Here is a 21,323-nt window from a genome sequence, read left to right on the forward strand (position 1 = left end):
ATTGAATGGAATGAAACGCAACGGACAATAATGACATGTCGCGTTTCGAGACTCAACGCGATCTACGTGCTAATAGCCTGTCCTTGTTGGCGCTCCCCCTTCAATTCCCTCATCGAGCGGGGATTGAGGGGGGTACCAAAGCCCATTGGAAATTTTCGGACAAGCTCTTAGAACCTATCCAGGAACCACCTGTGGACTTTGCGACACCCCCCTTGGTCCCCCCTCGAGGGGGGAATTAAAGGGGGGTGTCCGCTGCCGAGGTAGGTTTTCGGATAGGCTCTTAATCGCCACCCGTATGGGTTATCACCAGTTCGTTGTTCTGAACATCCACATGAATGGTCGCTCCATCTTCGATGTCTCCAGAGATAAGAGCCCGGCCAATACGGGTTTCCAATTCATGCTGCAGGTAGCGTTTGAGAGGGCGCGCTCCATATACGGGATCGTAACCGGCCTCCGCGATGAAATCACGCGCGGAATCGGAAATATCCAGGGAAATGCGCCGGTCTTTCAGCCGCTTGCACAGGTCTTTAGTGAGAAGATCGATGATGGCCTTGATCTCCCCTAAAGTCAGGGGCTTGAAAAGCACGATGTCATCCACGCGATTCAAAAATTCCGGCCGGAACTGACGCCTCAGTTCTTCCATCACCTTCTTTCGAGCGGATTCCTTGATTTCACCCTGTTCGGTTACCCCCTCAAGTAGATAAGGCGATCCGATGTTGCTGGTCATGATGATCACGGTATTCTTGAAATCCACCGTTCTCCCCTGAGCATCCGTCAGGCGTCCGTCATCGAGAATCTGGAGCAGGACGTTGAAGACCTCGGGGTGGGCCTTTTCGATCTCGTCAAAGAGGATCACGCTGTAGGGCTTTCGGCGTACGGCTTCCGTGAGCTGCCCGCCTTCTTCGTATCCCACGTATCCCGGAGGCGCTCCAATGAGGCGCGACACGGTGTGTTTTTCCATGTACTCGCTCATATCGATGCGCACCACGCTCTCTTCCGTATCGAAGAGGGCTTCCGCCAGGGCCTTTCCCAGTTCCGTTTTCCCCACACCCGTCGGACCGAGGAAGATGAACGACCCTATGGGGCGCCGCGGGTCCTTGATGCCGGAACGCGCTCGAATGACGGCATCCGCTACCAGCCGAACCGCTTCGTCCTGTCCCACAATCCGCTTGTGGAGAACCTGATCCAGGCGAAGCAGTTTTTCCCGCTCCCCTTCGACAAGGCGGGTCACGGGAATCCCCGTCCACCGGGAGACGATCTCGGAAATCTCCTCTTCCGTCACCATTTCGCGAAGGAGGCGACTGCCTTCCTGATCACCGGAAAGCTTCTCCTCTTCCTCCTTGAGACGCCTTTCCAATTCGGGGAGACGCCCATGTCGAAGTTCCGCGGCCTTGTTGAGATCGTACTGCCGCTCGGCAATCTCCACATCGTGGCGGACTTTTTCGATTTCCTCACGCACGGCCTGGACCTTCTTGATGGATTCCTTTTCGGATTCCCACTGGGCCTTCATGCTGTCGGCCTTGCCCCGCAGTTCGGCGATTTCCTTGCGGATGGCTTCGAGGCGTTCCTGGCTCGCCTTGTCCCGTTCTTTCTTGAGGGCCGCCTCTTCGATTTCGAGCCGCATCATCCGGCGGGTCACTTCATCGAGCTCCGTCGGCATGGAGTCGATTTCCGTGCGGATCATGGCGCACGCTTCGTCCACCAGATCGATGGCCTTGTCGGGGAGGAAACGGTCGGAAATATAGCGGTTCGAGAGGACCGCCGCAGCTACCAGGGAACTGTCCTGAATCTTCACCCCATGGTGGACCTCGAAGCGCTCCTTGAGCCCTCGCAGGATGGAGATGGTATCCTCTACGGTGGGCTGGTCCACGATCACCGGCTGGAACCGGCGTTCCAGTGCCGCATCTTTTTCAATATACTTGCGGTATTCATCCAGAGTCGTGGCCCCGATACAATGGAGCTCGCCGCGGGCCAGCATGGGCTTGAGCATATTGCCCGCATCCATGGACCCTTCCGCTTTGCCCGCACCAACGATGGTATGCAACTCGTCGATGAACAAAAGAATGCGTCCTTCGGATTCCTTGATTTCCTGCAGCACGGCCTTGAGCCGTTCCTCGAACTCCCCGCGGAACTTGGCTCCGGCCACGAGAGATCCCATATCGAGGGCGAAAATGGTTTTCTCCTTGAGCCCTTCGGGAACGTCGCCTCGAACGATTCTATGGGCCAGCCCTTCCACGATGGCCGTTTTTCCCACACCGGGCTCGCCGATGAGCACGGGATTGTTCTTGGTCTTACGGCTGAGAATGCGGATGACCCGTCGAATCTCGGAATCCCGCCCGATGACGGGATCGAGTTTGTTCGACCTGGCTTCATTGACCAGGTCCCGCCCATATTTTTGAAGGGCTTCGTAGGTCGTTTCGGGGGATGCGCTCGTTACCCGCTGATGGCCCCGCACGGCCGTCAGGGTCTGGAGAAAGACATCCCTGCTGATGTTGAATTCCTTGAGGATCCTGCCCGCCGGAGAACTTGGGCCTTCCTCGATGAACGCCAGAAAAATATGCTCCACGGAAACATATTCGTCCTTGAGCCTCTGGGCTTCTTCCTGGGCCTTGATCAGAAGCCGGTTCAAACGCTGAGTGACATAGACCTTGCCCGATTCCACGCCGGGACCGCTCACGCGCGGTTTTTTTTCCAGTTCCTGCTCGAGACGCTCCCGGATTCCCTCCACGGGGACTTCCATCCTCTTGAGCAACCGGGGCACCAGCCCATCGGACTGCTCCAGCATGGCCAGGAGAAGATGCTCACCATCCACTTCCATGTGCCCGTAGCGGATGGCTTTGGTCTGCGCGGCTTGAAGCGCTTCCTGAGATTTAATAGTCAAATTGTTGAGATCCATAAATTCCGGATTCCTCCTTTTCATTTCATATATTCGCTTTGACGCAGGGAAAGAGGCCATGAAGACAAAAACCTATTGCCCCATGCTTCATCAGCCATGAACTATGAGCCATGACCCCATCCCTATTCCTCGTCAAAGAACTGTTCTTCCAATTGCCGGATGTGAGATTCCAGAGATTCGATTCGCGCCATCAGTTCCAGGATCACTCCGATACCTGCGTAATTCACACCCAGTTCGTTTCTCAATCTAAGTATCCTGCGCACGAGAGGAATGACCTCGGCATCGAACAGAGCTTCCCCTTCCGCAGAATGTTCCACGTAATCCACCAGACCGAGCTTCACAAAGCGGTCGATCAGTTCAGGATGAACACCGCACCGGTAGGCCACTTCCGTCAGGCCCAGATAAGGCGAATACTCGACAGTCCTTTGGACCCGGACCAAAAAGTATTTTTCCTCTTTCATAGGGACGCATCCTCCTGCAGCTATGACCGCGGTCTGAACCTGGAAACCCTCCGGAGTTCTTCAAAGAGTTCCCGTTCCCGTTCCGTTGGTTTTTTAGGAACCACGATGTTGACCACGACATAGAGATCTCCCGGAACTCCCTTGGGACTGGGCATCCCTTTGCCCCTCAGCCGGAGTTTCTGGCGGCTCTGAGTACCCGGCGGTATTTTAAGAGTTACCGGACCCGACAGGGTAGGAACCTCCACTTCGGCTCCCAATGCGGCTTCCCAGGGAGTAAGGGGTAAAATGTAAGTCAGGTCCTTCCCTTCCACCTGGTACACGGGATGGGGATCGATCTCGACTTTGAGATAGAGATCCCCGCGAGGTCCACCTCCTATCCCTTCGCCGCCCTGCCCTGCCAGTCGGATCTTTTGTCCATTCAGTATCCCTCTGGGGATCTTGACTTCGTAATTCTTGGACTGAACGGAAACCTGACCCTGAGGCGTGATGCTTTGCATCTGCAAGGTTATGGATTTCGTCGCCCCGTGAAAGGCATCCTCGAGGGAAATGCGGATGGTGGCTTCCTGATCGGAACCCGCCTGGCTCCAAGTCTGAGCACGCGCGCCTCTCATCCCTGCAAAGGGCTCACCACCACGGCCGCCGAAAAGGGCTTCGAAAAAATCGCTGAATCCCCCGGTACCCCCCCAGTGGAATTCGGTACGGCCAGGCCCGCCGGCCCTGCCGAAATCGAAGTGAGTTTCCCAACCCGGAGGCGGTCTGAAGTCCTGTCCATCCTTCCAGTGGGCTCCCAATTGATCATATTTCTTGCGCTTTTCCGGATCCTTGAGAACCTCGTAAGCTTCGTTGATTTCCTTGAACTTGTTCTCGGCGTCCGGCGATTTGTTCACGTCAGGATGGTATTTCCGGGCAAGCTTGCGGTAGGCCCGCTGGATTTCCTCCTGCTTCACCGACCGGTCCACCCCCAGGACCTCATAGTAGTCTCTAAATTTAACAGCCATAATGTTCCGTTGCGTCCTCTTCGATTTTTTGGTCTATCTCCACGAAACCGTGAAGATTCGCAGAACGTTTTATAAGTATCGTTTCACCTTTGTCACCCCCGCTTCAAGGGATAAATATCCAAGACTCTTTCCTAAATCCCCCTCCCCCAGGGAAGGAGGACTTATTTCCGCCGGTACTAGCGGGAAGATTCAGTAAACTCAGCGTCGATGACATCCTCATCAGCGGCGGATTCCCGATAGGTCCCGCGGGGACCTTCCGCACCAGTCCCTCGCGCCTGCCGGTAGGCAGAAGCCGAGATCATCTGGAGCGCCTGCTGAAGGTCGCTCGCCAGCTCCTGATAACGTTCTTTCCCCACGCTCTCATCTTTGACGGCTTTACGTGCGGTTTCAATGAGTTCTTCCGAACGCGCTTTTTCATGGATGGGAACCTTGTCGGCCAGATCTTTGAGAGTCCGTTCCAACTGGTAGGCCAGCGAATCCACATGATTCCTGGCTTCCACGATTTCACGGCGCCTCTTGTCTTCAGCATGATGCCCTTCCGCATCCCGAATCATGCGTTCCACTTCATTTTTTGAAAGATTTGTAGATTCGGAAATGGTGACGGTCTGTTCTTTGCCCGTTTCCTGATCGCGAGCCGTCACATTCAGAATGCCGTTGGCATCGATATCGAAAATCACTTTGATCTGCGGAAGCCCGCGCGGTGCCGGTCGAATTCCTTCCAGACGGAACCGCCCCAGAACCCGGTTGTCCGCAGCCATTTCCCGTTCACCCTGCAGGACCACGATATCGACGGCCGTCTGGTCGTCCTCGGCTGTCGAAAAAATCTCTTCGCGCCGTGAGGGAATGGTCGTGTTCCGTTCGATGAGCCTGGTCATGACCCCGCCGAGTGTCTCCACACCCAGGGAAAGCGGCGTCACATCGAGGAGCACCACATCCTCCATCTGGCCCTTGAGAACGGCTGCCTGAACGGCGGCGCCCACGGCCACCACTTCGTCGGGATTGACGCTCATATTGGGCTGCTTCCCGCCGGTGAGTCGCTTCACCAGTTCCTGAACGGCGGGGATTCGGGTCGAGCCGCCCACGAGGATGACTTCATCCAGGTCCTTTGGGGTCAGACGGGCATCCGCCAGGGCCTGCTCCACGGGTTTCATGCACCGTTGCACGAGATCGTGGGTAAGGTCTTCGAACTTTGCCCGGGTCAGTTTCATGACCAGGTGTTTGGGTCCCGTGGCATCTGCCGCGATGAAGGGTAGATTGATCTGGGTTGCGGTCATGCTCGATAGCTCGCATTTTGCCTTTTCCGCCCCTTCGTAGAGCCGCTGCAGGGCCTGCCGGTCGAACCGGATATCGATTCCCGTCTCCCGTTTGAACTCCTCTGCAAGCCAGTCGACGATGCGCTTGTCGAAATCGTCGCCGCCAAGATGCGTGTCACCGGAAGTGGAGCGGACTTCACAGACTCCTTCGCCCACATCCAGGATGGAAACATCGAAGGTCCCGCCGCCCAGATCGAACACCAGGATGGTTTGGTTCTTTTTCGTTTCCAGTCCGTAAGCCAGAGCCGCCGCCGTGGGTTCGTTGATGATGCGGAGCACTTTGAGTCCGGCGATCTCTCCCGCATTCTTGGTGGCCTGGCGTTGAGCGTCATTAAAATAGGCCGGAACCGTGATGACCGCTTCCTTGACCTTTTCTCCCAAATATTTGGAAGCGTCGTCTACGAGCTTTCTCAGTACCAGTGCGGAAACTTCCTCGGGGGCGGTCGATTTGCCGCGAATGTCAAAACGGACGGCATCATTTGGGCCGCGGACCACCGAGTAAGAAACGATTTTCGATTCCTCGTCCACTTCACCCCATTTGCGTCCCATAAAACGTTTTACCGAGTATATCGTCCCAGCGGGATTCAGGATCGCCTGGCGCCTTGCCACCTGCCCCACCAGTCTTTGTCCATCTTCCGTGTAGGCCACGACGGAAGGCGTAGTTCGCATTCCCTCCGCATTGGGAATCACCGTGGTTTTCCCATTTTCCCAGATGGCGACCACCGAATTGGTTGTTCCCAAGTCTATACCTACCGCTTTTGCCATATGTTCTTCCTCCTCGCAACCCTATGATCTTCTTACGTTCATTCCATCGGCATTACGCTGCGTGAGATGAATGTCATTTTATTATAAACGTTGATTTCCCATAAGAATGTAAAATGATTGGGATATAATCAAAACAGGTTCAAGTTAATCATGATTTTGACGGTTTCCAGAGCAAAAACAGGGAATATGGAATTTTGGTTTTTGGAAAATAATGACTGGAAAAGGCGATCGTGGAGGTTCTCAGCCAGGCACTGAAAGAGTGTTCGATGATTCTTAAATATTATTTTAGGGTGGGCATGTTTCTTCATGCCCACCATGAGCAACACGAAAGGTCCCAAAAGCCGGCGGGCAACGCTTCGCGTTTGCCCACCCTACATTATCGAGATTCTATTTCCCTCTGAAACCACAGTTTTCAAACAGGCTTTAAGATTGCGGGAACAAGTTCAAAGTCTGCAAAGAGCCCTCTGCTGGAGGAGGACACTACCGGGATCTGACTCCAAAGACCGTCACAAGAGCTAATTGTTCCTGTAGTTCGATCCACTGGGGATTCGAAACATAAACTTGGTCCTCGCGGGATCTTCATTATCGACTCTGTACGGCTCCTTGACCATGTATCTGGCGTTCGGACCCAGGTCACCGATATTCAAAGATTTTCTCCAGAAGATCCTTGTTTCCTGCATATTGGTCGTCCATATGTCGAGCCTGATACCTGAGCGGGTCCTCCCGGAGGTGTTCACGATATAGCCCGTGATGTAACCGTCTTCCGTGATCTCGAAGTTCTCGTACTTCAGATCCCGGTCGGGCACCCCGCTGCTGGAATTGACCGGGCCATTGCTCATGAAGTTTCCGGCAAGCCCATTCAGCGGCATCAAGGAAAGCCCTAGAAGGAAGCAAACAAAAAGCGATCTCAACATATACGAATCCTTTCTGACAATGATGTTTTGAAAAAGCCCTTCTATACGAAATGTCCTTTTTTCGCAACATAAATGTTCTTTTTCACAACATATTTGATAACCTTCTTCGCAATCTCCATGTTGGCCTTTTACGATCATGCTCTCATTTCCGGCACCTCTTTTTAACCTCGCCAAGCGACACCACTTTTCGGGAGATATGTCGCGAAACAATGCATGTTCAACTGAACCGAACAGGATCGGGACTCCTGCCCCATCATTCCGTCTTATGTCAAGGGCTGACCCCTATTGGATCAAAACCAGCCCGCAAACCGTTCCCATCGACGTCGAATCCCGACCGGTTCCCTGGACTGCACGGTTCATGGACCATCCAGTAGCCTGCATCAGTTTGGTGACGTTGATCCCGAAACCGGACATGGAGGGCCGGGCGTGGTCCGGATGCCTGCATGCCCCCCCCTCGCTCACCACCCGACACCTGGCATGATCCTGACAAAAAAGGTCTTTACAGGAGCCGCCTGCAAAGGCCTTTGAATCACGATATCCCATGAGAACCGCCGCCCGTTCGATACCGGCGGCAATTTCATGAAGCAACCTGAATACATCCCGGCGCTCATCGGAAAACAGGACTTCCGAAGGGACCTCGATCTTGAATACCACCGCCCGTTTATATTTTCTCAAAAGCTCCCGAAACCCGGACGGCCCGGAAACATAAGGCGGACAACTGGCTGCCTGTCCGTATTTTTCGCATCCCGGTTCCTTGCACAAGTCCGCCAAATCATCCTCAACAGAGATGTCTCCGGCAGTGATCACTGCGGCTTCACTCGCACCCAGCCTACACGCCAGTTGAATCAACTCCTGAAGCCCCGCTGTATCCCTTTCTTCCTTCATTTTCTCTATCCCCTTCCATTTGCCGGCAATCATTCTATCATCACCCACCGCTGCGTCCTCAACAAACTCCAACCGTCCAAAACTTTGTGCAGAGAATTATCAACAAACGGCTTTTTTTTCATCATGATATCTTGCCATTGTCTCAAACCCCCCCTTTTTTCATGACAAATTACTTTTTGACACCCCTTGTTTTTCCCCTATCATAATGTTCCATAAAAATTTGAAAACACATGAGACATCAAGGATCTGTTTTCCTTAAGTAAGCCAATTTATTAATTAATTGGTTGAGTATCGAAAAAGGATAAGATGAATATGACCGATCGAGTACAGTCCCCTGCAAAACAGGCGGTCGATGACGCACAATCTTCCAGCATCACGGAAAAGAGGCGTATGACTCTGGTGAAGAAAGAACCGACTTTGAATCTCACCCCCAACGCTCTGGTGGTTTTGAGGAAACGTTATCTCAAGAAAAACGACAAGAGCGAACCTATCGAGACACCGGAGGAGCTTTTCTGGCGAGTCGCCAAAGCCATTGCCAAGGGGGATGCATCATATGAGGGTGCGGAAAGGATTGAAGAAACCTCTTACAAATTTTATCGTCTGATGGCTTCTCTGGATTTTATTCCTAATTCCCCGACCTTGATGAACGCCGGGCGTCGGCTGGGCCAGCTTGCAGCCTGCTTTGTGCTGCCGGTTGAAGATTCCATCGACAGCATTTTTGAGGCCATCAAGCACGCAGCCATGATCCACAAAAGCGGCGGAGGCACAGGATTTTCCTTTTCTCGGTTGCGCCCGGAAAACGACAAGGTTCTTTCTACCCAGGGAATTGCCAGCGGGCCCGTCTCCTTCATGACCGTTTTCGATTCGGCCACTGAAACCGTAAAACAGGGGGGAACCCGCCGTGGCGCCAATATGGGCATCCTGCGGGTGGACCATCCGGACATCGAGAAGTTCATTACATGCAAGACCGATAATGATCGCATGACCAATTTCAATATTTCCGTGGCGGTTACGGATTCATTTATGGAAGCGGTGGAAAGAGACATGGACTATGATCTCATCAATCCCCGCACCCGAGAACCTTCGGGAAGAATTTCCGCACGGAAAATTTTCGATCAGATTGTAAATGCGGCATGGAAGAACGGAGAACCCGGAATCGTTTTCATTGATGCCATGAACCGTTTCAATCCCACTCCTCATGTAGGGATGATCGAGAGTACCAACCCATGCGGCGAGCAGCCCCTTCTCCCCTACGAATCCTGCAACCTGGGTTCCATCAATCTTTCTCACATGGTTCGAGACGGAAAGATAGACTTCGCTTATCTGAGAGAAGTCGTCTGGGATGCGGTGCATTTTCTGGACAACGTCATCGAGGTCAATAAGTATCCTCTCCCTAAGATTCAAGAACTGACCAAGGCCAACCGCAAGATTGGACTCGGTGTCATGGGTTTTGCGGACATGCTCATCGGGCTTGGGATTTCCTATAACTCGGAAGAGGCGGTTCAAACGGCCGAAGAAGTCATGGCATTCATTCAGAAAGAGAGCAAGGCGGCCTCGGCGCACCTGGGCGAAACACGCGGAAATTTTCCCAACTACAAGGGTTCCGCCTACGACCGGCCGGATACTCCCTTCATGCGCAATGCCACGACGACGACCGTTGCCCCCACGGGAACGATCAGCATCATCGGGAGCTGTTCCAGCGGAATAGAACCCCTGTTTGCCATCAGTTTCGTCCGCAAGGTATTGGACAATGAGGAACTGCTTGAAGTACATCCCCTTTTCCAGAAGGTAGCCAAAGAGCGGGGATTCTATTCGGAAGAGCTCATGAAACGCATTGCGGAACGTGGGAGCATCAAGGATTTCATGGAAATTCCCGAAGATGTGCGCCGCGTTTTCGTGGTTTCCCACGACGTCTCACCCGAATGGCACATCCGCATTCAGGCGGCTTTTCAGAAACATACGGACAATGCCGTCAGCAAGACCATCAACTTTCCTTTCGCCGCCACCGTCGAGGATGTAGCAACCGCCTATCTCAAGGCTTTTCAATTGGGGTGCAAGGGTCTCACCATTTACAGGGACGGCAGCCGTGACCTCCAGGTTCTCAACATTCAGCGCAAGCCTCAATACCCGCAGGTGGAGCCTCGCCCGCGGCCGGATAGGACCACCGGCTTCACGGAACGCATCGACACGGGCTGCGGAAAGCTTTACGTGACCATCAACCGGGACGAATACGGATACTGCGAAGTTTTTGCCCAGATGGGGAAAGCCGGAGGGTGCGCCTACTCTCAGATCGAAGCCACGAGCCGTTTGATTTCGCTGGCACTGCGTTCCGGAGTCAAAATGGAAGCCATCGTCAGGCAGTTGATGGGCATCCGTTGTCCGTCTCCCGTATGGAAAAACGGGGAACAGGTGGTTTCCTGCTCGGACGCCATTGCAAAGGTTCTCAACCATCATGCGGAAACCCACGTGGCTTCCGTTGCGGCTGAAATGGGAGCCTGCCCCGACTGCGGTTCCGCTGTGGAGCACGAAGGGGGCTGTATTGTCTGCCGTTCCTGTGGGTTCTCACGCTGCAGCTAAGGAGAGCCATGACTTGCCTCCACGCATGGGATTTATCCCCCAAAGAGGCGATAGAGCTGCAGCGGGAATTGGCTCAACATGTACAATTGAAGCCGCTCCCCGAGCATTTCGAAGTTCTGGGAGCGGCCGATATCGGTTACGTTGCCAGAACCAACCAGCTGGTTGCGGCCATGCTGACTTTCACCTGGCCGGATCTGCAATTGATCGAGACCTCCCATGTCGTCTCACCGATCCTCTTCCCTTATATCCCCGGGCTGCTCTCCTTTCGTGAAGTTCCCCCTTTGCTGGAAGCTCACCGACGCTTGAAGCGCCCACCGGACATTCTCTTGTGCGACGGTCAGGGAATCGCTCATCCGCGCAAACTCGGTTTGGCATCGCATCTCGGCCTTTGCTTGGGAATTCCGGCGGTGGGCTGCGCCAAAAAGCGACTCTGCGGAGAACACGCCTCTCTGGACTTTCATCGAGGAAGCTATACCCCTCTCATTCTTCGAGAGGAAGTGGTGGGTTACGTATTCCGCTCCAGGGACGGAGTCAAACCCATCTATATTTCGCCCGGCCACCTGGCCGACCTCGAAAGTTCCCGCGAAATCGTTCAACACTGTCTCGGACGTTACCGCATTCCCGAACCCCTGCGGCAGGCTCACAACCTCGCCACGCAATTGCGTCGGCAGATCCTCTCGCCCACTTGAACCATACGGCAAAGTCCTCAAAAGTCCAAACAGCGAGTCCCGGCAAACTCCTCCGATTGCATTTTAGGCCTTGACCGTAGCGGGCAGATTCTTTTAAATCCTTTCGTGGGAACTTATTCTGTCCCGGAAGTTTCAAGAAAAGACCAAGGAGACCATCATGAGCGCCCCCATAATGCGGGAAGATTGGGAAGCACTGGTCGAGGTTCTGGACATGGGAATCAAGCGCCTCGACGATAAGAGAATTGAACCCGTCAAACAAAGCCTGCTCGAATTTTCCAGCACAGCGGCCATGCTGGGACTGACTGACCTGGCAAATGCCGCCGTAAAGTTTCAGGAATTTCTTTTTGAAGCCGTCGCACCCGAATGGGATGAAGAAGCGGTTGCGACTCTCAGTCTTTCCATGAAGGGGCTCCGTGAAAATATGGATGCTGAAGAGTATGGGCCCAGGTTCGTAGAGGGTTTGAAGGAATATCTCGCTTACCTGGAATTCTACCGGGAAGGCATGGAAGCATCTTTACCGGCCCAAGCCGCTGAGGCGGAAGCGGCGACAGCAGAGGTCGCACAAGCCGGGGCTGCAGCCCCCGCAGCATCAAAACCGAAATCCGTCATGGAACCGCAAGTTGAAGGGTTCAAGCTTGAATCCGCTAAGAAGGCAGAGAAAACTTCACCGGCAATGAAAGAAGAAGCCCTACCCGAGTCGGTGATTTCACCGGCTTCGGCAGCGGAAGCGGGATATGTTATGGACAAGGTTTACTGGTACAGGGAACTCCTGAGCCACGATCCGACCTCAAAGGCATTTGTTGCTCTTGCGGAAGAGCTCTGTTCACGGCACGCATGGCAGGAAGCGATCGAAACGTGCCGCAATGGTCTGAGATATCACCCGCAAAACCTTCGAGGGCGTATTCTCCTGGGGTGGGCTCTTTGGGAATCCGGAGATTTTGGCCCGGCAGAACAAATCCTCGCAGATGCGCGGGGGGAACTGGAAAAAAATGCGGTCCTCTACAAGATACTGGCCGAAGCTGCAGCCAAAAAGGGAGAACCGGAGCGATCCACAGAATTGTTGAAGATTTATAAGAGCATTCAACCGTCGCTTGCTCCCTCTTCATCTGCACCCGCGCGGGAATCTCTATCTGAAACCACGGTTGAGGCTCCCGCCATTCAGATCCAACAGGCTGAGGCTGAGGAACTCGAAGCAGAGGAGGAAATCAGGAGCGAAGCGGTGTTGGAAGAGGCAGAGATCAAAGAGGCGGAAATGGAGCTCCCCGTGGAAGCTGCCGAAGAAAAAACGACAGAACCGCCTATCGCCTTTTTCTGCAGGTTTCTTGAAAAATATTCTCGTAAACCTGCTGGGAAATTCGAAGGATCGACGCTTTTTGCCGAGGAAGACAGGGAGGCTTTGGTAAGAATTCTGGCACGGGGAACTGCGTGATCGTCAAGGCACAAAGAGAGATTTCTCCGGCGGTGAAGTCAAATAATCCCAATGCGACCATCCTTTCCTTGGCTTTTTTCACCAAGCAGTGTAATCTTCTAGCTTTGACTGTAAAATTGACTTAATGAATGACAGGCACGAGCCGATCCATTGTACCAAGTATCGAAGGACATGCGCATGATTCCTTTTGGTGCAGGATTATTCGGGGCCAAGATTCAGAAAGCTGTGGGCGCAACATTTGTGAAAACCCTAACGAGAAATGCGGGAAGAATGGCAGATCTTCCCGGAAAAATTCAATTTTTCATATCACGCTCCATTCAGAACAGAGGGGATGGAAAATACAGACATTGGAGGAGGCCATTGGCTTCCCGGTGCATCGTCTGACCGAATAGCAAAGATGAATCTGAAGTCTAAGAGAAGGACAATATGACAGAATCCATACATTCATTTCACATCCCTGTCATGGGAACGGCATTCACCATAGAATCACCGGCAAAAGTAGCCAGGTACGGGATTTCATCCGTCATTTCGTGTGTTGACGATACGCTGATTGAAAGAATGCGCAAGTTTTATTGCAAAGTGATGGGCGAAGAATGCGTACCTATAAAGAAGAGCGACGAGGATGCGCGGGCACATCGCATTACGGAATACCTCAACCTGCTCGATCGAATCGTCAAAGAACAGTTTGAAAAACTGAAGGAATCCGCCTTCGAGATCGGCACAGAGATCACCAAGTATTTCGATCTTCTGGCCGATTCCTCTCCTCTCAGGCAGGCCTACGAGCACATGCTCGCCATGAAGAATTCCACAGAGAGGCAAAAGGCCCAGGATCAATTGAGAAAGAAGATCAAGCCGGGGTCCATCGACGTCAACATCATGACCAAGCTGGATCGCACGAATTACGATAAAAACGGGGAACCTCTTCCCAGCGAATTCACGGATGCGCTGGCCGCTTTGCGGGGCTATGCCAACAGCACGCTCCATTCTTCCATTGTCTTTTCAGCGGGCTTCAATGGTCGCCTTTATGGATATGCAGAACATTTTGAAGATTTTCACGCAGACGACAATGGGTGTATCAAAAAGAAAATCGTCGTCAAGGTAAACGATTACCGTTCCGCTTTGACCCAGGGGAAGTTTTTTGCCAAGAAGGGACTGTGGGTGTCCGAATACCGTCTCGAGTCCGGCCTCAACTGTGGGGGACACGCTTTCGGCCATGGAGGAAATCTGATGGGACCCAGCCTGGAGGAATTCAAACAGAGAAAGCAGGAACTGATTGACACTCTGTTTGAAATCTATAACAAAGCGCGGGCTCAAAAAGGGAAAAAGACCTTCAGCTCGCCTCACCCCGTGCGCTTTACGGCTCAGGGCGGCATCGGAACAGCAAAGGAGAACGACTTCCTTCTGAAGTACTACGAACTTGACGGGACAGGGTGGGGAACCCCTTTCCTGCTGGTTCCCGAAGCAACGACAACGGATCAGAAGACTCTTGAAAAACTTTGCAAAGCCACTGAAGAAGATCTTTTCCTGAGCGACGTTTCCCCTCTGGGGGTTCCCTTCAACAACTTGAGAACTTCCGCAAGCGAGGAAGCAAAGCTTGCCAGGATCAACGCAGGCAAACCCGGAAGCCCCTGCAGCAAGGGGCATCTGGTCTCGAATACGGAATTTTCCCAAAAACCCATTTGCCTCGCATCGCGCCTTTACCAAAAGGAGAAGCTGAAGCAGATCACCAGCGAAAATCTGGATCCCGAAACGCAAAAGACCGCGTGTGAGAGCGTTATGGCAAAAGCCTGCCTCTGCAATGACCTCGGGGGTGCCGCCATTTTGGCCCACGGGCTTGCGGAACCGCACGATCTGCCCTGCCCTCCCGCCGTTTGCCCGGGTCCCAACCTGGCTTATTTTTCAAGAGCCTTCACCCTGAAGGAGATGGTAGATCATATTTATGGGCGTATAAACATCCTAGCAGGGAAAAGACGCCCCAATATGTTCATAGCCGAATTGAATATGTATATTGATTACCTGGAACGAGAAATCAAGGAGTCCCTGCCTTCCGCCAACGACCAGAAAATAAAGTACTTCGGGGAATTCAGGGAGAACCTCGTGCGGGGGATCGCCTATTATGAGGAGCTGATCCCAAAGATGACGCATGAGTCGAAGGAATACCGCGACAGGATGTTTCAAGACCTTGGCAACAGCAGGAAAAAGCTGGAAGCCTTGACGGAACGTTACAAAACGATATTTTGACTCCAGGGTGAATCCTGAAGATGGACGGATGAAGCGCAAAGAATGGAGAAGCACCCGGTGGTTTGTTCAAGGCGGAGTGCCAGTGCGGTTTGTCTTCAGGTCTTCACCCTTTTCCATTGAATGGCCGCCGGCTTTTCCGTGTCGTATCCCTCCAGGTGAATCTGAAATTTCAAAATATTCTGTTTCTGCCGAATCTGCCGCAACAATCCTCAGAGGACAAAAGATAGATAAAGGTGGGCAGCCGCCTGGCTTCCAAAGCCGCCCATTCACCTGACAGAACAAGGCAAGACTGGATGTAAATCTCAACGGAGGTGCACTGGAAGTGAATATTCTTTTGCAGAACCTACGTATCACCCTCCCCGTTTTTTTCCATGTCATTGCAATGGCTTTTTCTATCCTTATGCTCCCACGTCCGGGATATTCCATCAATATCGATGAAGCCATATCCCTCGCCGAAAGAAATCTACCATCTTATAAAGCGGCGAAACTCGAGGTCCAGTCCACGGAGAACCTCTACAAGGCATCTCTTTCCCCCTATCTCCCGAGTCTGGATACATCCACATCTCAGGAATATCACGACACAACCCCCGAAGACTTTGATCTCAACACTTACGACGTCACCCTATCCTACCTGCTCTTCGACGGGGGCAGAAGAAAAGCCAACAGGAATATCGCGGAACTGAACCTGGATATCACCCGGCAGGAACAGGACAAGAATCTGTTGGATTTGGAATTCAATGTAAAATCATCCTTTTATACTGCAATAGCACGAAAGGAAATCCTGGAGCAGAGGAAGATCCAACTTGAGGATGCAAGGAAAGACCACGAGGTAGCGCAGGGAAGATACAAGTTTGGTGTAGCAAAACTCTCCGACGTGCTTCAGGCTTCCGTACGACTCGAACAGGCACGGTTCAAGCTGGTCCAGGCCGAAGGCGAACTGGCCATTGGCCTCGCGAACCTCAACTCCCTTTTAGGAAGAGACCTCAACATGGTGTACGATCTCGACGGCCGTCTATCCTTTGAAATGGCCGCTCCCCACCTTGATCTTCTCTCCCAGGCGGCACTAAAACGTCCGGAAATCAAACAGGCCGAGGACCTCCTCAAGATCTCCAAACAGAACAAGTCCCTGGAGATCAGCGCTTTTTTCCCGGATATCACTGCCAATACAAGCTATTCACGGGCAGACGCGGACAGGGCTATCGATGACAGATCCGTTGGCATCAAAGCGACCTGGAACATTTTTGAATTGGGAAAATTCTATCGGACAAAATCTGCTCAACTTGAAATCCATGTTTCGGAAGAGAATATAAATGAAACGATCCGCCAGCTCCTTCTCGATGTAAAGAGAGCATATGAAGATTTTCTGACGGCCTCCAAAAATATTTCCGTCGCCCAAGAGCAGCTTGCCCAGGCGGAACAGAATTATTCTCAGGCCTTTGGCGAATACAAAGTCGGGAAGGGGGATATACTTTCCCTCGTACAGGCGGAAAGTTTTCTCTCCACGGCGCGGGAGCAGCTCACGACCTCGAAGCTCAATCATATCCTGGCCAAATCGCTGCTCGAGCGTATTGCAGGAATCGATAAGCTGGAATCCTTCCAGTACTGACACATGCCTTATCCCATGACACACAGGATTACCTCGAGGAGGTTTTTCAGTGAAAAAATTTTCACTCATCTTCATTCTCATCATCGCATGCAGTGCCGTCGGCTTTTTTCTCTACAAGAAGTTTTTCCCAAAATCGGAAGTAAAAGTGCTGGAATCGGCAAAGGTGGAACGGGGAAACATCCGTGGAGTCCTGGTGGAAACAGGGATCATCAAGTCTCAGGTGGGAGCTCTGGTCAAGATAGGGGCCCGCATCACGGGAACCGTCGTTCAAATGAATGTCAAAATTGGGGACCGGGTAAAAAAGGGAGACCTGATCGCCTTGATCGACGACCGGGAAATACTGCAATCCATTCAACGCCAGAGGGCGGCCCTGGCCTCCGCTCAGAACACCTTGCTTCAGGTGGAACGGACGTATCCGGAAAGGATCAAAGAGGCACGGGCCAGTTTCACCTATAACAAATTGAACTATGAAAGAGAACAACAGCTTATAAAGAAAGACTACACCACGGCGGACGCAGTGGATAAAGCGCGAAGCGATTTCAACGCGACTCAAGCCAATCTGAAGAGGCTTCAGGAAGAATACAAAACTCAGGGGGATATCGCACGGGCCAATGTGGACCAAGCGGCGGCCCAGATCAAACAATTGGAAGTGAACCTTTCGTATACTAGAATTTATGCTCCCATAGACGGGCTCGTGTCCGATGTCACCATTCAAGAAGGTGAAACGATCGTCACGGGACTTCAAGTGGCGAACCTGGTCACGGTCATCGATCCGACGCTCCTCGAAATGTGGATCTATGTCGATGAAACCGATGTGGGCAAGGCAAAAACAGGGCAATCGGTGGAATACTACGTCGATACCTATCCGGACAGGATCTTTCATGGAACCATACACCGGCTGAATCCGGAACCCGTAGTCAAGGACAACATCGTCTACTATCTCGCCATCGTCCAGGTGCCCAAAGACGATGCAGCATTCCTAAAACCCGAGATGACCAGCCATGTCAAGATCATCTACGAAGAAAAAAGGGATATACTGACCGCACCCAATGCGGCCGTCAAATTCGAAGCGGGAAAGCAGATCGCCTACAAAGTGATCGGTCCAAACAAAGTGGAGAAGCTGGAATTGAAAACGGGCATCCGTGGGGAAGAACAAACGGAAATCGTTTCCGGAGCAACGGAAGGTGAAGTGCTGGCCACCAAGATCATATTGCCCGTCTCTTCAAAGCCTTAAAGAGATGCGGAAGCATCCCATGTGAAACAAGCACCCAAAAGGGCGAAAGAGGTTTTGAGATAGGAATTTAGAGACGTTCACAATGATCGATTCGAAAGAAAGAGATGCCGTTCTGTTTCCTAAAAGACATCAGAAAAAGCTACATCATTGGGGAAGAAGAGGTTGAAATCCTCAAAGGAATCAATCTCCAGATCGAACGGGGTGAATTCACAGCCATCATGGGAACTTCCGGTTCCGGAAAAACGACCCTGATGAACATCATCGGCTGCCTGGATGTTCCGACATCGGGCGAATATATTCTCGCGGACAAACTGGTATCCCAATTTTCCGACGATGAGCTTTCCACTTTCAGAAACGAACATATCGGTTTTATTTTTCAGAATTTCTATCTGCTCCCCTATGCAACAGTGCTGGAAAATGTTTTGCTTCCAACACTCTATACCGAGAAGCAAAAGTCGGGAGACCCCGTGAAACGGGCCATGGAATTGCTCAGGCTCGCCGGCATTGAAGACCGGGCCAAATTCAAGCCCAATCAGCTTTCGGGCGGCCAGCAGCAGCGAGTGGCCATAGCACGGGCACTGGTCAATGACCCTGAGCTCGTGCTTGCGGATGAACCTACAGGACAGCTGGACAGCAAGACGGCAAACGAAATCATGCAATTGCTCTCCGCAATGAACAGCAAGGGGAAAACGGTGATTCTCATTACGCACGACGTCAACACCGCGGCTTTTGCAAAAAGAATGATCCGGCTAAGCGACGGGCGAATCATAGAATAACGCATGAACCGGTTGATCAAGATCCTCCATGAAGCGGGCAAAGCCGCTATAGCCTTTAAATTAAGGACTATTTTCTGCCTGACCAGCGTGGCGCTTGGGGTTTCCTCCATCACCATCATCGTGGCTGCAACGGAAGGGGCTTACAAGACCGCCTATGATATGGTCGAAATGTTTGGGCCTGACGCTCTCCTGGTAGTGGGGGGAAGCGAGGAATCGAGGGCAATCGGCCAGAGGGAAAAAACCATTACCCTCGATGATGTTATTGCCATCAAGGAAGCGTTCCCCAGCGCCTACGTGGTGGTGCCCATGACTTCCGTCCGCGATGTAACGGTCTCCTACAAAAACAAGAAAAATCAAACTCTCGTGGTGGGTTCAACGGCAGATTACAGCCGCGCGTGGACCTGGCCCGTCGTAGAGGGCTCCGATCTCACGCTGGAGGATGTAAAGGGCCTTCGCAATGTGGGTCTCATCGGCCCCTACCTCGCGGACCAACTTTTCGGACCTGAAGAACCCGTTGGGAAATATATCCTCGTCAAAAACATCCCCGTTCAGATTGTCGGCGTACTTTCATCGCGAGGGACCACCCCGACAGGGGCAAACCTCGATGACCGCATCATCATGCCCATCAGCACCGTGATGCGAAAGATTCAAAACGAGACAAAGTATGTGTCGGTGCTTCGGGCCAGATTCGTGGACCCCAGCCGGCTCGAAGAATATTCGGAAGAAATCCGGCTTTTCCTCAGGCAGAGGCACAGGCTTGCCGAGGAGGAACCGGATGACTTCCGAGTCATTTCCCCCAAGGAAATCACGAAATTCCTTGTGGCGCTCACGGGTTCCCTCGTGGTGTTTCTGGGAATCGTGGGGGTGATTTCTCTCATTGTGGCGGGGTTCGTATTGGCCAATCTCTTTCTTCTCTCCGTTCGGGAACGAACACGGGAAATCGGCATCAGAAGATCGGTTGGCGCCAGGAAAAGCGACATTCGTCTTCAGTTTCTGTTCGAAGCCGTCATCATTACGACCCTGGGCGGCCTGGCCGGGTTCATCCTGGCTCTGGGGGGAGCCAAACTTCTGACCCTTGTCGCTGACTTTCCCATCCACTTTTCGTGGAAAGCCTTCGCCACAGGATTGTTGCTCGCGTGGGCCGTAGGGATCGGATTCGGCTTGCAACCGGCTTCCAGCGCCGCCAACCTGGAACCCATCGAGGCGTTGAGAAGATGAGACGGATCATTTTGAATCTCAAGATCGCCCTGCGTTCCCTGTACAGCTTCAAACTCAGGACGTCCCTCGCAGTCCTGGGTGTTTTTCTGGGAACATTCTCCCTCATTCTCGTTTCCAACCTGACAGACTCTCTTGTAAAAAAGGGGGAAATGGAAATCGAGAAGCTCGGCAAGAACCTCCTGGTGGTCCGGAGCGGCACCGTGCTTCGATTCGGAGCAAGCACACGGTTGCTGACTCAGGCCACCACTTTGACCCTGGAGGACGCCAAAGCCCTGGAAGATCAATCCCCCTTTGTTCACCGTGCCTCTCCGTCGAGTTCAAAACCCTTTCCGGTCCGCTCCCGAAACACGACACTCTCCGCCATCCTAGTCACGGGAGTCACGGCGGACTATCCGGATATCCGAAACTTTCATGTTCAGGAGGGCACTTTTTTTTCACCGGCAGACGATCAGGAACTCGCTAGAGTGGCGGTGCTCGGAAAGAAGGTCGCGGAAAAACTTTTCGGGGATAAAAGCCCCCTCGGAAAATACATCCTGATCTGGCGCGTCCCCTGCCAGGTCATAGGGGTGATGGAAGAAAAAGGAGTGGATGTCTCGAATGTCGACCAGGACAATCAAATATTCATTCCGGTCAATTCGTTTCTCAGGCGTTTTGTCAATCAGGAATATGTGAATACGATTTTTGTCCAGACCACCAGTTCGGAAAATATGTCCCGTGCCAAAACGCAGATAGAAGGAATCCTGAGAAAAAGGCACAAGATCCGGGAGGGTCAGAAGGACGATTTCACTGTGATCGATTCAAAGGATGTGATGGCTCTCAAGACTCAAGCCACATCCATGATCAGCATCCTCGGACGGATATCGGCGACTGTCTCTTTTTTGATCGGAGCCCTCGGGATTTTGTCCATCATGATTCTCATCGTGAACGAGCGGAGAGTGGAAATCGGCATCAGGCGGGCCGTGGGATCTCGAAAAAGGGACATTGTTCTGCAATTTCTCATGGAGTCCTCGTTCATCTCCCTCATAGGAGGCATGGTCGGGGTTGTGTTTGGCTTTCTGGTCAGTATTCTTGTTTTCGAGGTTTCAAAGCTCCCCTTCAGTATTTCCCTCATCGGGTTTGTCATTTCTTTTGTAGCTTCCGTGACGGTCGGCATATTGGCTGGAATCTACCCCTCCAAAAAAGCGACGACCATCCAGCCCGTGGACATCATTCGGTCCTGAGGCCATGCCTCGTTTGGATCTCATGATCGAGGGGAGGGGACGACAGAGGATAAAAAGACGGCAAAGAGTTGGGGGCGATGGGAGAAGCAGAAAAAGCTATG

Annotated in this window: 15 protein-coding genes; 9 read left to right on the forward strand and 6 right to left on the reverse strand. The window is 52.6% G+C overall.

Annotated features, from left to right (window positions below; all coding sequences use genetic code 11):
- Window positions 1-280: 280 nt before the first annotated feature.
- The 6 genes from clpB to QMG16_RS08860 all read right to left on the reverse strand — a co-directional run bounded on the left by clpB (window position 281) and on the right by QMG16_RS08860 (window position 8,280).
- Entirely contained in the window at window positions 281-2,896 is a 2,616-nt protein-coding gene (gene clpB / locus QMG16_RS08835; RefSeq protein WP_281793608.1) for an ATP-dependent chaperone ClpB, read from the reverse strand.
- Between the two features lie 122 nt (window positions 2,897-3,018).
- Window positions 3,019-3,357: a chaperone modulator CbpM gene (locus tag QMG16_RS08840; RefSeq protein WP_281793609.1), complete on the reverse strand. Its 339-nt coding sequence runs from the start codon at window positions 3,355-3,357 to the stop codon at window positions 3,019-3,021.
- Window positions 3,358-3,377: 20 nt separating this feature from the next.
- The gene (locus tag QMG16_RS08845; protein ID WP_281793610.1) at window positions 3,378-4,355 is read right to left on the reverse strand and encodes a DnaJ C-terminal domain-containing protein; all 978 of its coding nucleotides are present in this window, start codon (window positions 4,353-4,355) and stop codon (window positions 3,378-3,380) included.
- 176 nt (window positions 4,356-4,531) lie between these two features.
- Window positions 4,532-6,433, reverse strand: a complete 1,902-nt coding sequence (gene dnaK / locus QMG16_RS08850; protein WP_281793611.1) for a molecular chaperone DnaK — start codon at window positions 6,431-6,433, stop codon at window positions 4,532-4,534.
- A gap of 515 nt (window positions 6,434-6,948) precedes the next feature.
- Window positions 6,949-7,347 carry a hypothetical protein gene (locus tag QMG16_RS08855; protein ID WP_281793612.1) on the reverse strand — a complete coding sequence of 133 codons (399 nt, stop codon included), beginning with the start codon at window positions 7,345-7,347 and terminating at the stop codon, window positions 6,949-6,951.
- A 282-nt stretch (window positions 7,348-7,629) separates the two neighbouring features.
- Window positions 7,630-8,280, reverse strand: coding sequence for a DUF2284 domain-containing protein (locus QMG16_RS08860; RefSeq protein WP_281793613.1), 651 nt, complete (start codon window positions 8,278-8,280; stop codon window positions 7,630-7,632).
- Between the two features lie 342 nt (window positions 8,281-8,622).
- On the opposite strand from QMG16_RS08860, the gene QMG16_RS08865 reads away from it, so the two are divergent.
- The 9 genes from QMG16_RS08865 to QMG16_RS08905 all read left to right on the forward strand — a co-directional run bounded on the left by QMG16_RS08865 (window position 8,623) and on the right by QMG16_RS08905 (window position 21,222).
- On the forward strand, window positions 8,623-10,809 hold the full coding sequence (locus QMG16_RS08865; RefSeq protein ID WP_373878728.1) for a vitamin B12-dependent ribonucleotide reductase: 2,187 nt from the start codon (window positions 8,623-8,625) through the stop codon (window positions 10,807-10,809).
- A gap of 8 nt (window positions 10,810-10,817) precedes the next feature.
- Window positions 10,818-11,498 (forward strand): deoxyribonuclease V, encoded by a 681-nt coding sequence (gene nfi, locus QMG16_RS08870; RefSeq protein ID WP_281793615.1) that lies wholly within the window; start codon window positions 10,818-10,820, stop codon window positions 11,496-11,498.
- A gap of 157 nt (window positions 11,499-11,655) precedes the next feature.
- On the forward strand, window positions 11,656-12,927 hold the full coding sequence (locus QMG16_RS08875; RefSeq protein ID WP_281793616.1) for a tetratricopeptide repeat protein: 1,272 nt from the start codon (window positions 11,656-11,658) through the stop codon (window positions 12,925-12,927).
- Between the two features lie 426 nt (window positions 12,928-13,353).
- On the forward strand, window positions 13,354-15,168 hold the full coding sequence (locus tag QMG16_RS08880) for a hypothetical protein (protein WP_281793617.1): 1,815 nt from the start codon (window positions 13,354-13,356) through the stop codon (window positions 15,166-15,168).
- Between the two features lie 322 nt (window positions 15,169-15,490).
- On the forward strand, window positions 15,491-16,774 hold the full coding sequence (locus QMG16_RS08885; RefSeq protein WP_281793618.1) for a TolC family protein: 1,284 nt from the start codon (window positions 15,491-15,493) through the stop codon (window positions 16,772-16,774).
- A 49-nt stretch (window positions 16,775-16,823) separates the two neighbouring features.
- Window positions 16,824-18,008: an efflux RND transporter periplasmic adaptor subunit gene (locus QMG16_RS08890; protein WP_281793619.1), complete on the forward strand. Its 1,185-nt coding sequence runs from the start codon at window positions 16,824-16,826 to the stop codon at window positions 18,006-18,008.
- 104 nt (window positions 18,009-18,112) lie between these two features.
- Window positions 18,113-18,784, forward strand: coding sequence for an ABC transporter ATP-binding protein (locus QMG16_RS08895; protein ID WP_281793620.1), 672 nt, complete (start codon window positions 18,113-18,115; stop codon window positions 18,782-18,784).
- Window positions 18,785-18,787: 3 nt separating this feature from the next.
- The gene (locus QMG16_RS08900; protein WP_281793621.1) at window positions 18,788-20,002 is read left to right on the forward strand and encodes an ABC transporter permease; all 1,215 of its coding nucleotides are present in this window, start codon (window positions 18,788-18,790) and stop codon (window positions 20,000-20,002) included.
- Window positions 19,999-21,222 (forward strand): ABC transporter permease, encoded by a 1,224-nt coding sequence (locus QMG16_RS08905; protein ID WP_281793622.1) that lies wholly within the window; start codon window positions 19,999-20,001, stop codon window positions 21,220-21,222. The genes QMG16_RS08900 and QMG16_RS08905 overlap by 4 nt, the downstream gene beginning before the upstream one ends.
- Window positions 21,223-21,323 lie beyond the last annotated feature (101 nt).

The sequence above is a fragment of the Desulforhabdus amnigena genome, from assembly GCF_027925305.1.
Taxonomy (GTDB): Bacteria; Desulfobacterota; Syntrophobacteria; order Syntrophobacterales; family Syntrophobacteraceae; genus Desulforhabdus; species Desulforhabdus amnigena.

Excerpts from the sequence above, each read along its gene's own strand:
- clpB (WP_281793608.1), bottom strand. The coding sequence starts at position 2,896 with ATGGATCTCAACAATTTGACTATTAAATCTCAGGAAGCGCTTCAAGCC.
- QMG16_RS08840 (WP_281793609.1), bottom strand. The coding sequence starts at position 3,357 with ATGAAAGAGGAAAAATACTTTTTGGTCCGGGTCCAAAGGACTGTCGAG.
- QMG16_RS08845 (WP_281793610.1), bottom strand. The coding sequence starts at position 4,355 with ATGGCTGTTAAATTTAGAGACTACTATGAGGTCCTGGGGGTGGACCGG.
- dnaK (WP_281793611.1), bottom strand. The coding sequence starts at position 6,433 with ATGGCAAAAGCGGTAGGTATAGACTTGGGAACAACCAATTCGGTGGTC.
- QMG16_RS08855 (WP_281793612.1), bottom strand. The coding sequence starts at position 7,347 with ATGTTGAGATCGCTTTTTGTTTGCTTCCTTCTAGGGCTTTCCTTGATG.
- QMG16_RS08865 (WP_373878728.1), top strand. The coding sequence starts at position 8,623 with ATGACTCTGGTGAAGAAAGAACCGACTTTGAATCTCACCCCCAACGCT.
- nfi (WP_281793615.1), top strand. The coding sequence starts at position 10,818 with ATGACTTGCCTCCACGCATGGGATTTATCCCCCAAAGAGGCGATAGAG.
- QMG16_RS08875 (WP_281793616.1), top strand. The coding sequence starts at position 11,656 with ATGAGCGCCCCCATAATGCGGGAAGATTGGGAAGCACTGGTCGAGGTT.
- QMG16_RS08880 (WP_281793617.1), top strand. The coding sequence starts at position 13,354 with ATGACAGAATCCATACATTCATTTCACATCCCTGTCATGGGAACGGCA.
- QMG16_RS08895 (WP_281793620.1), top strand. The coding sequence starts at position 18,113 with ATGCCGTTCTGTTTCCTAAAAGACATCAGAAAAAGCTACATCATTGGG.
- QMG16_RS08900 (WP_281793621.1), top strand. The coding sequence starts at position 18,788 with ATGAACCGGTTGATCAAGATCCTCCATGAAGCGGGCAAAGCCGCTATA.
- QMG16_RS08905 (WP_281793622.1), top strand. The coding sequence starts at position 19,999 with ATGAGACGGATCATTTTGAATCTCAAGATCGCCCTGCGTTCCCTGTAC.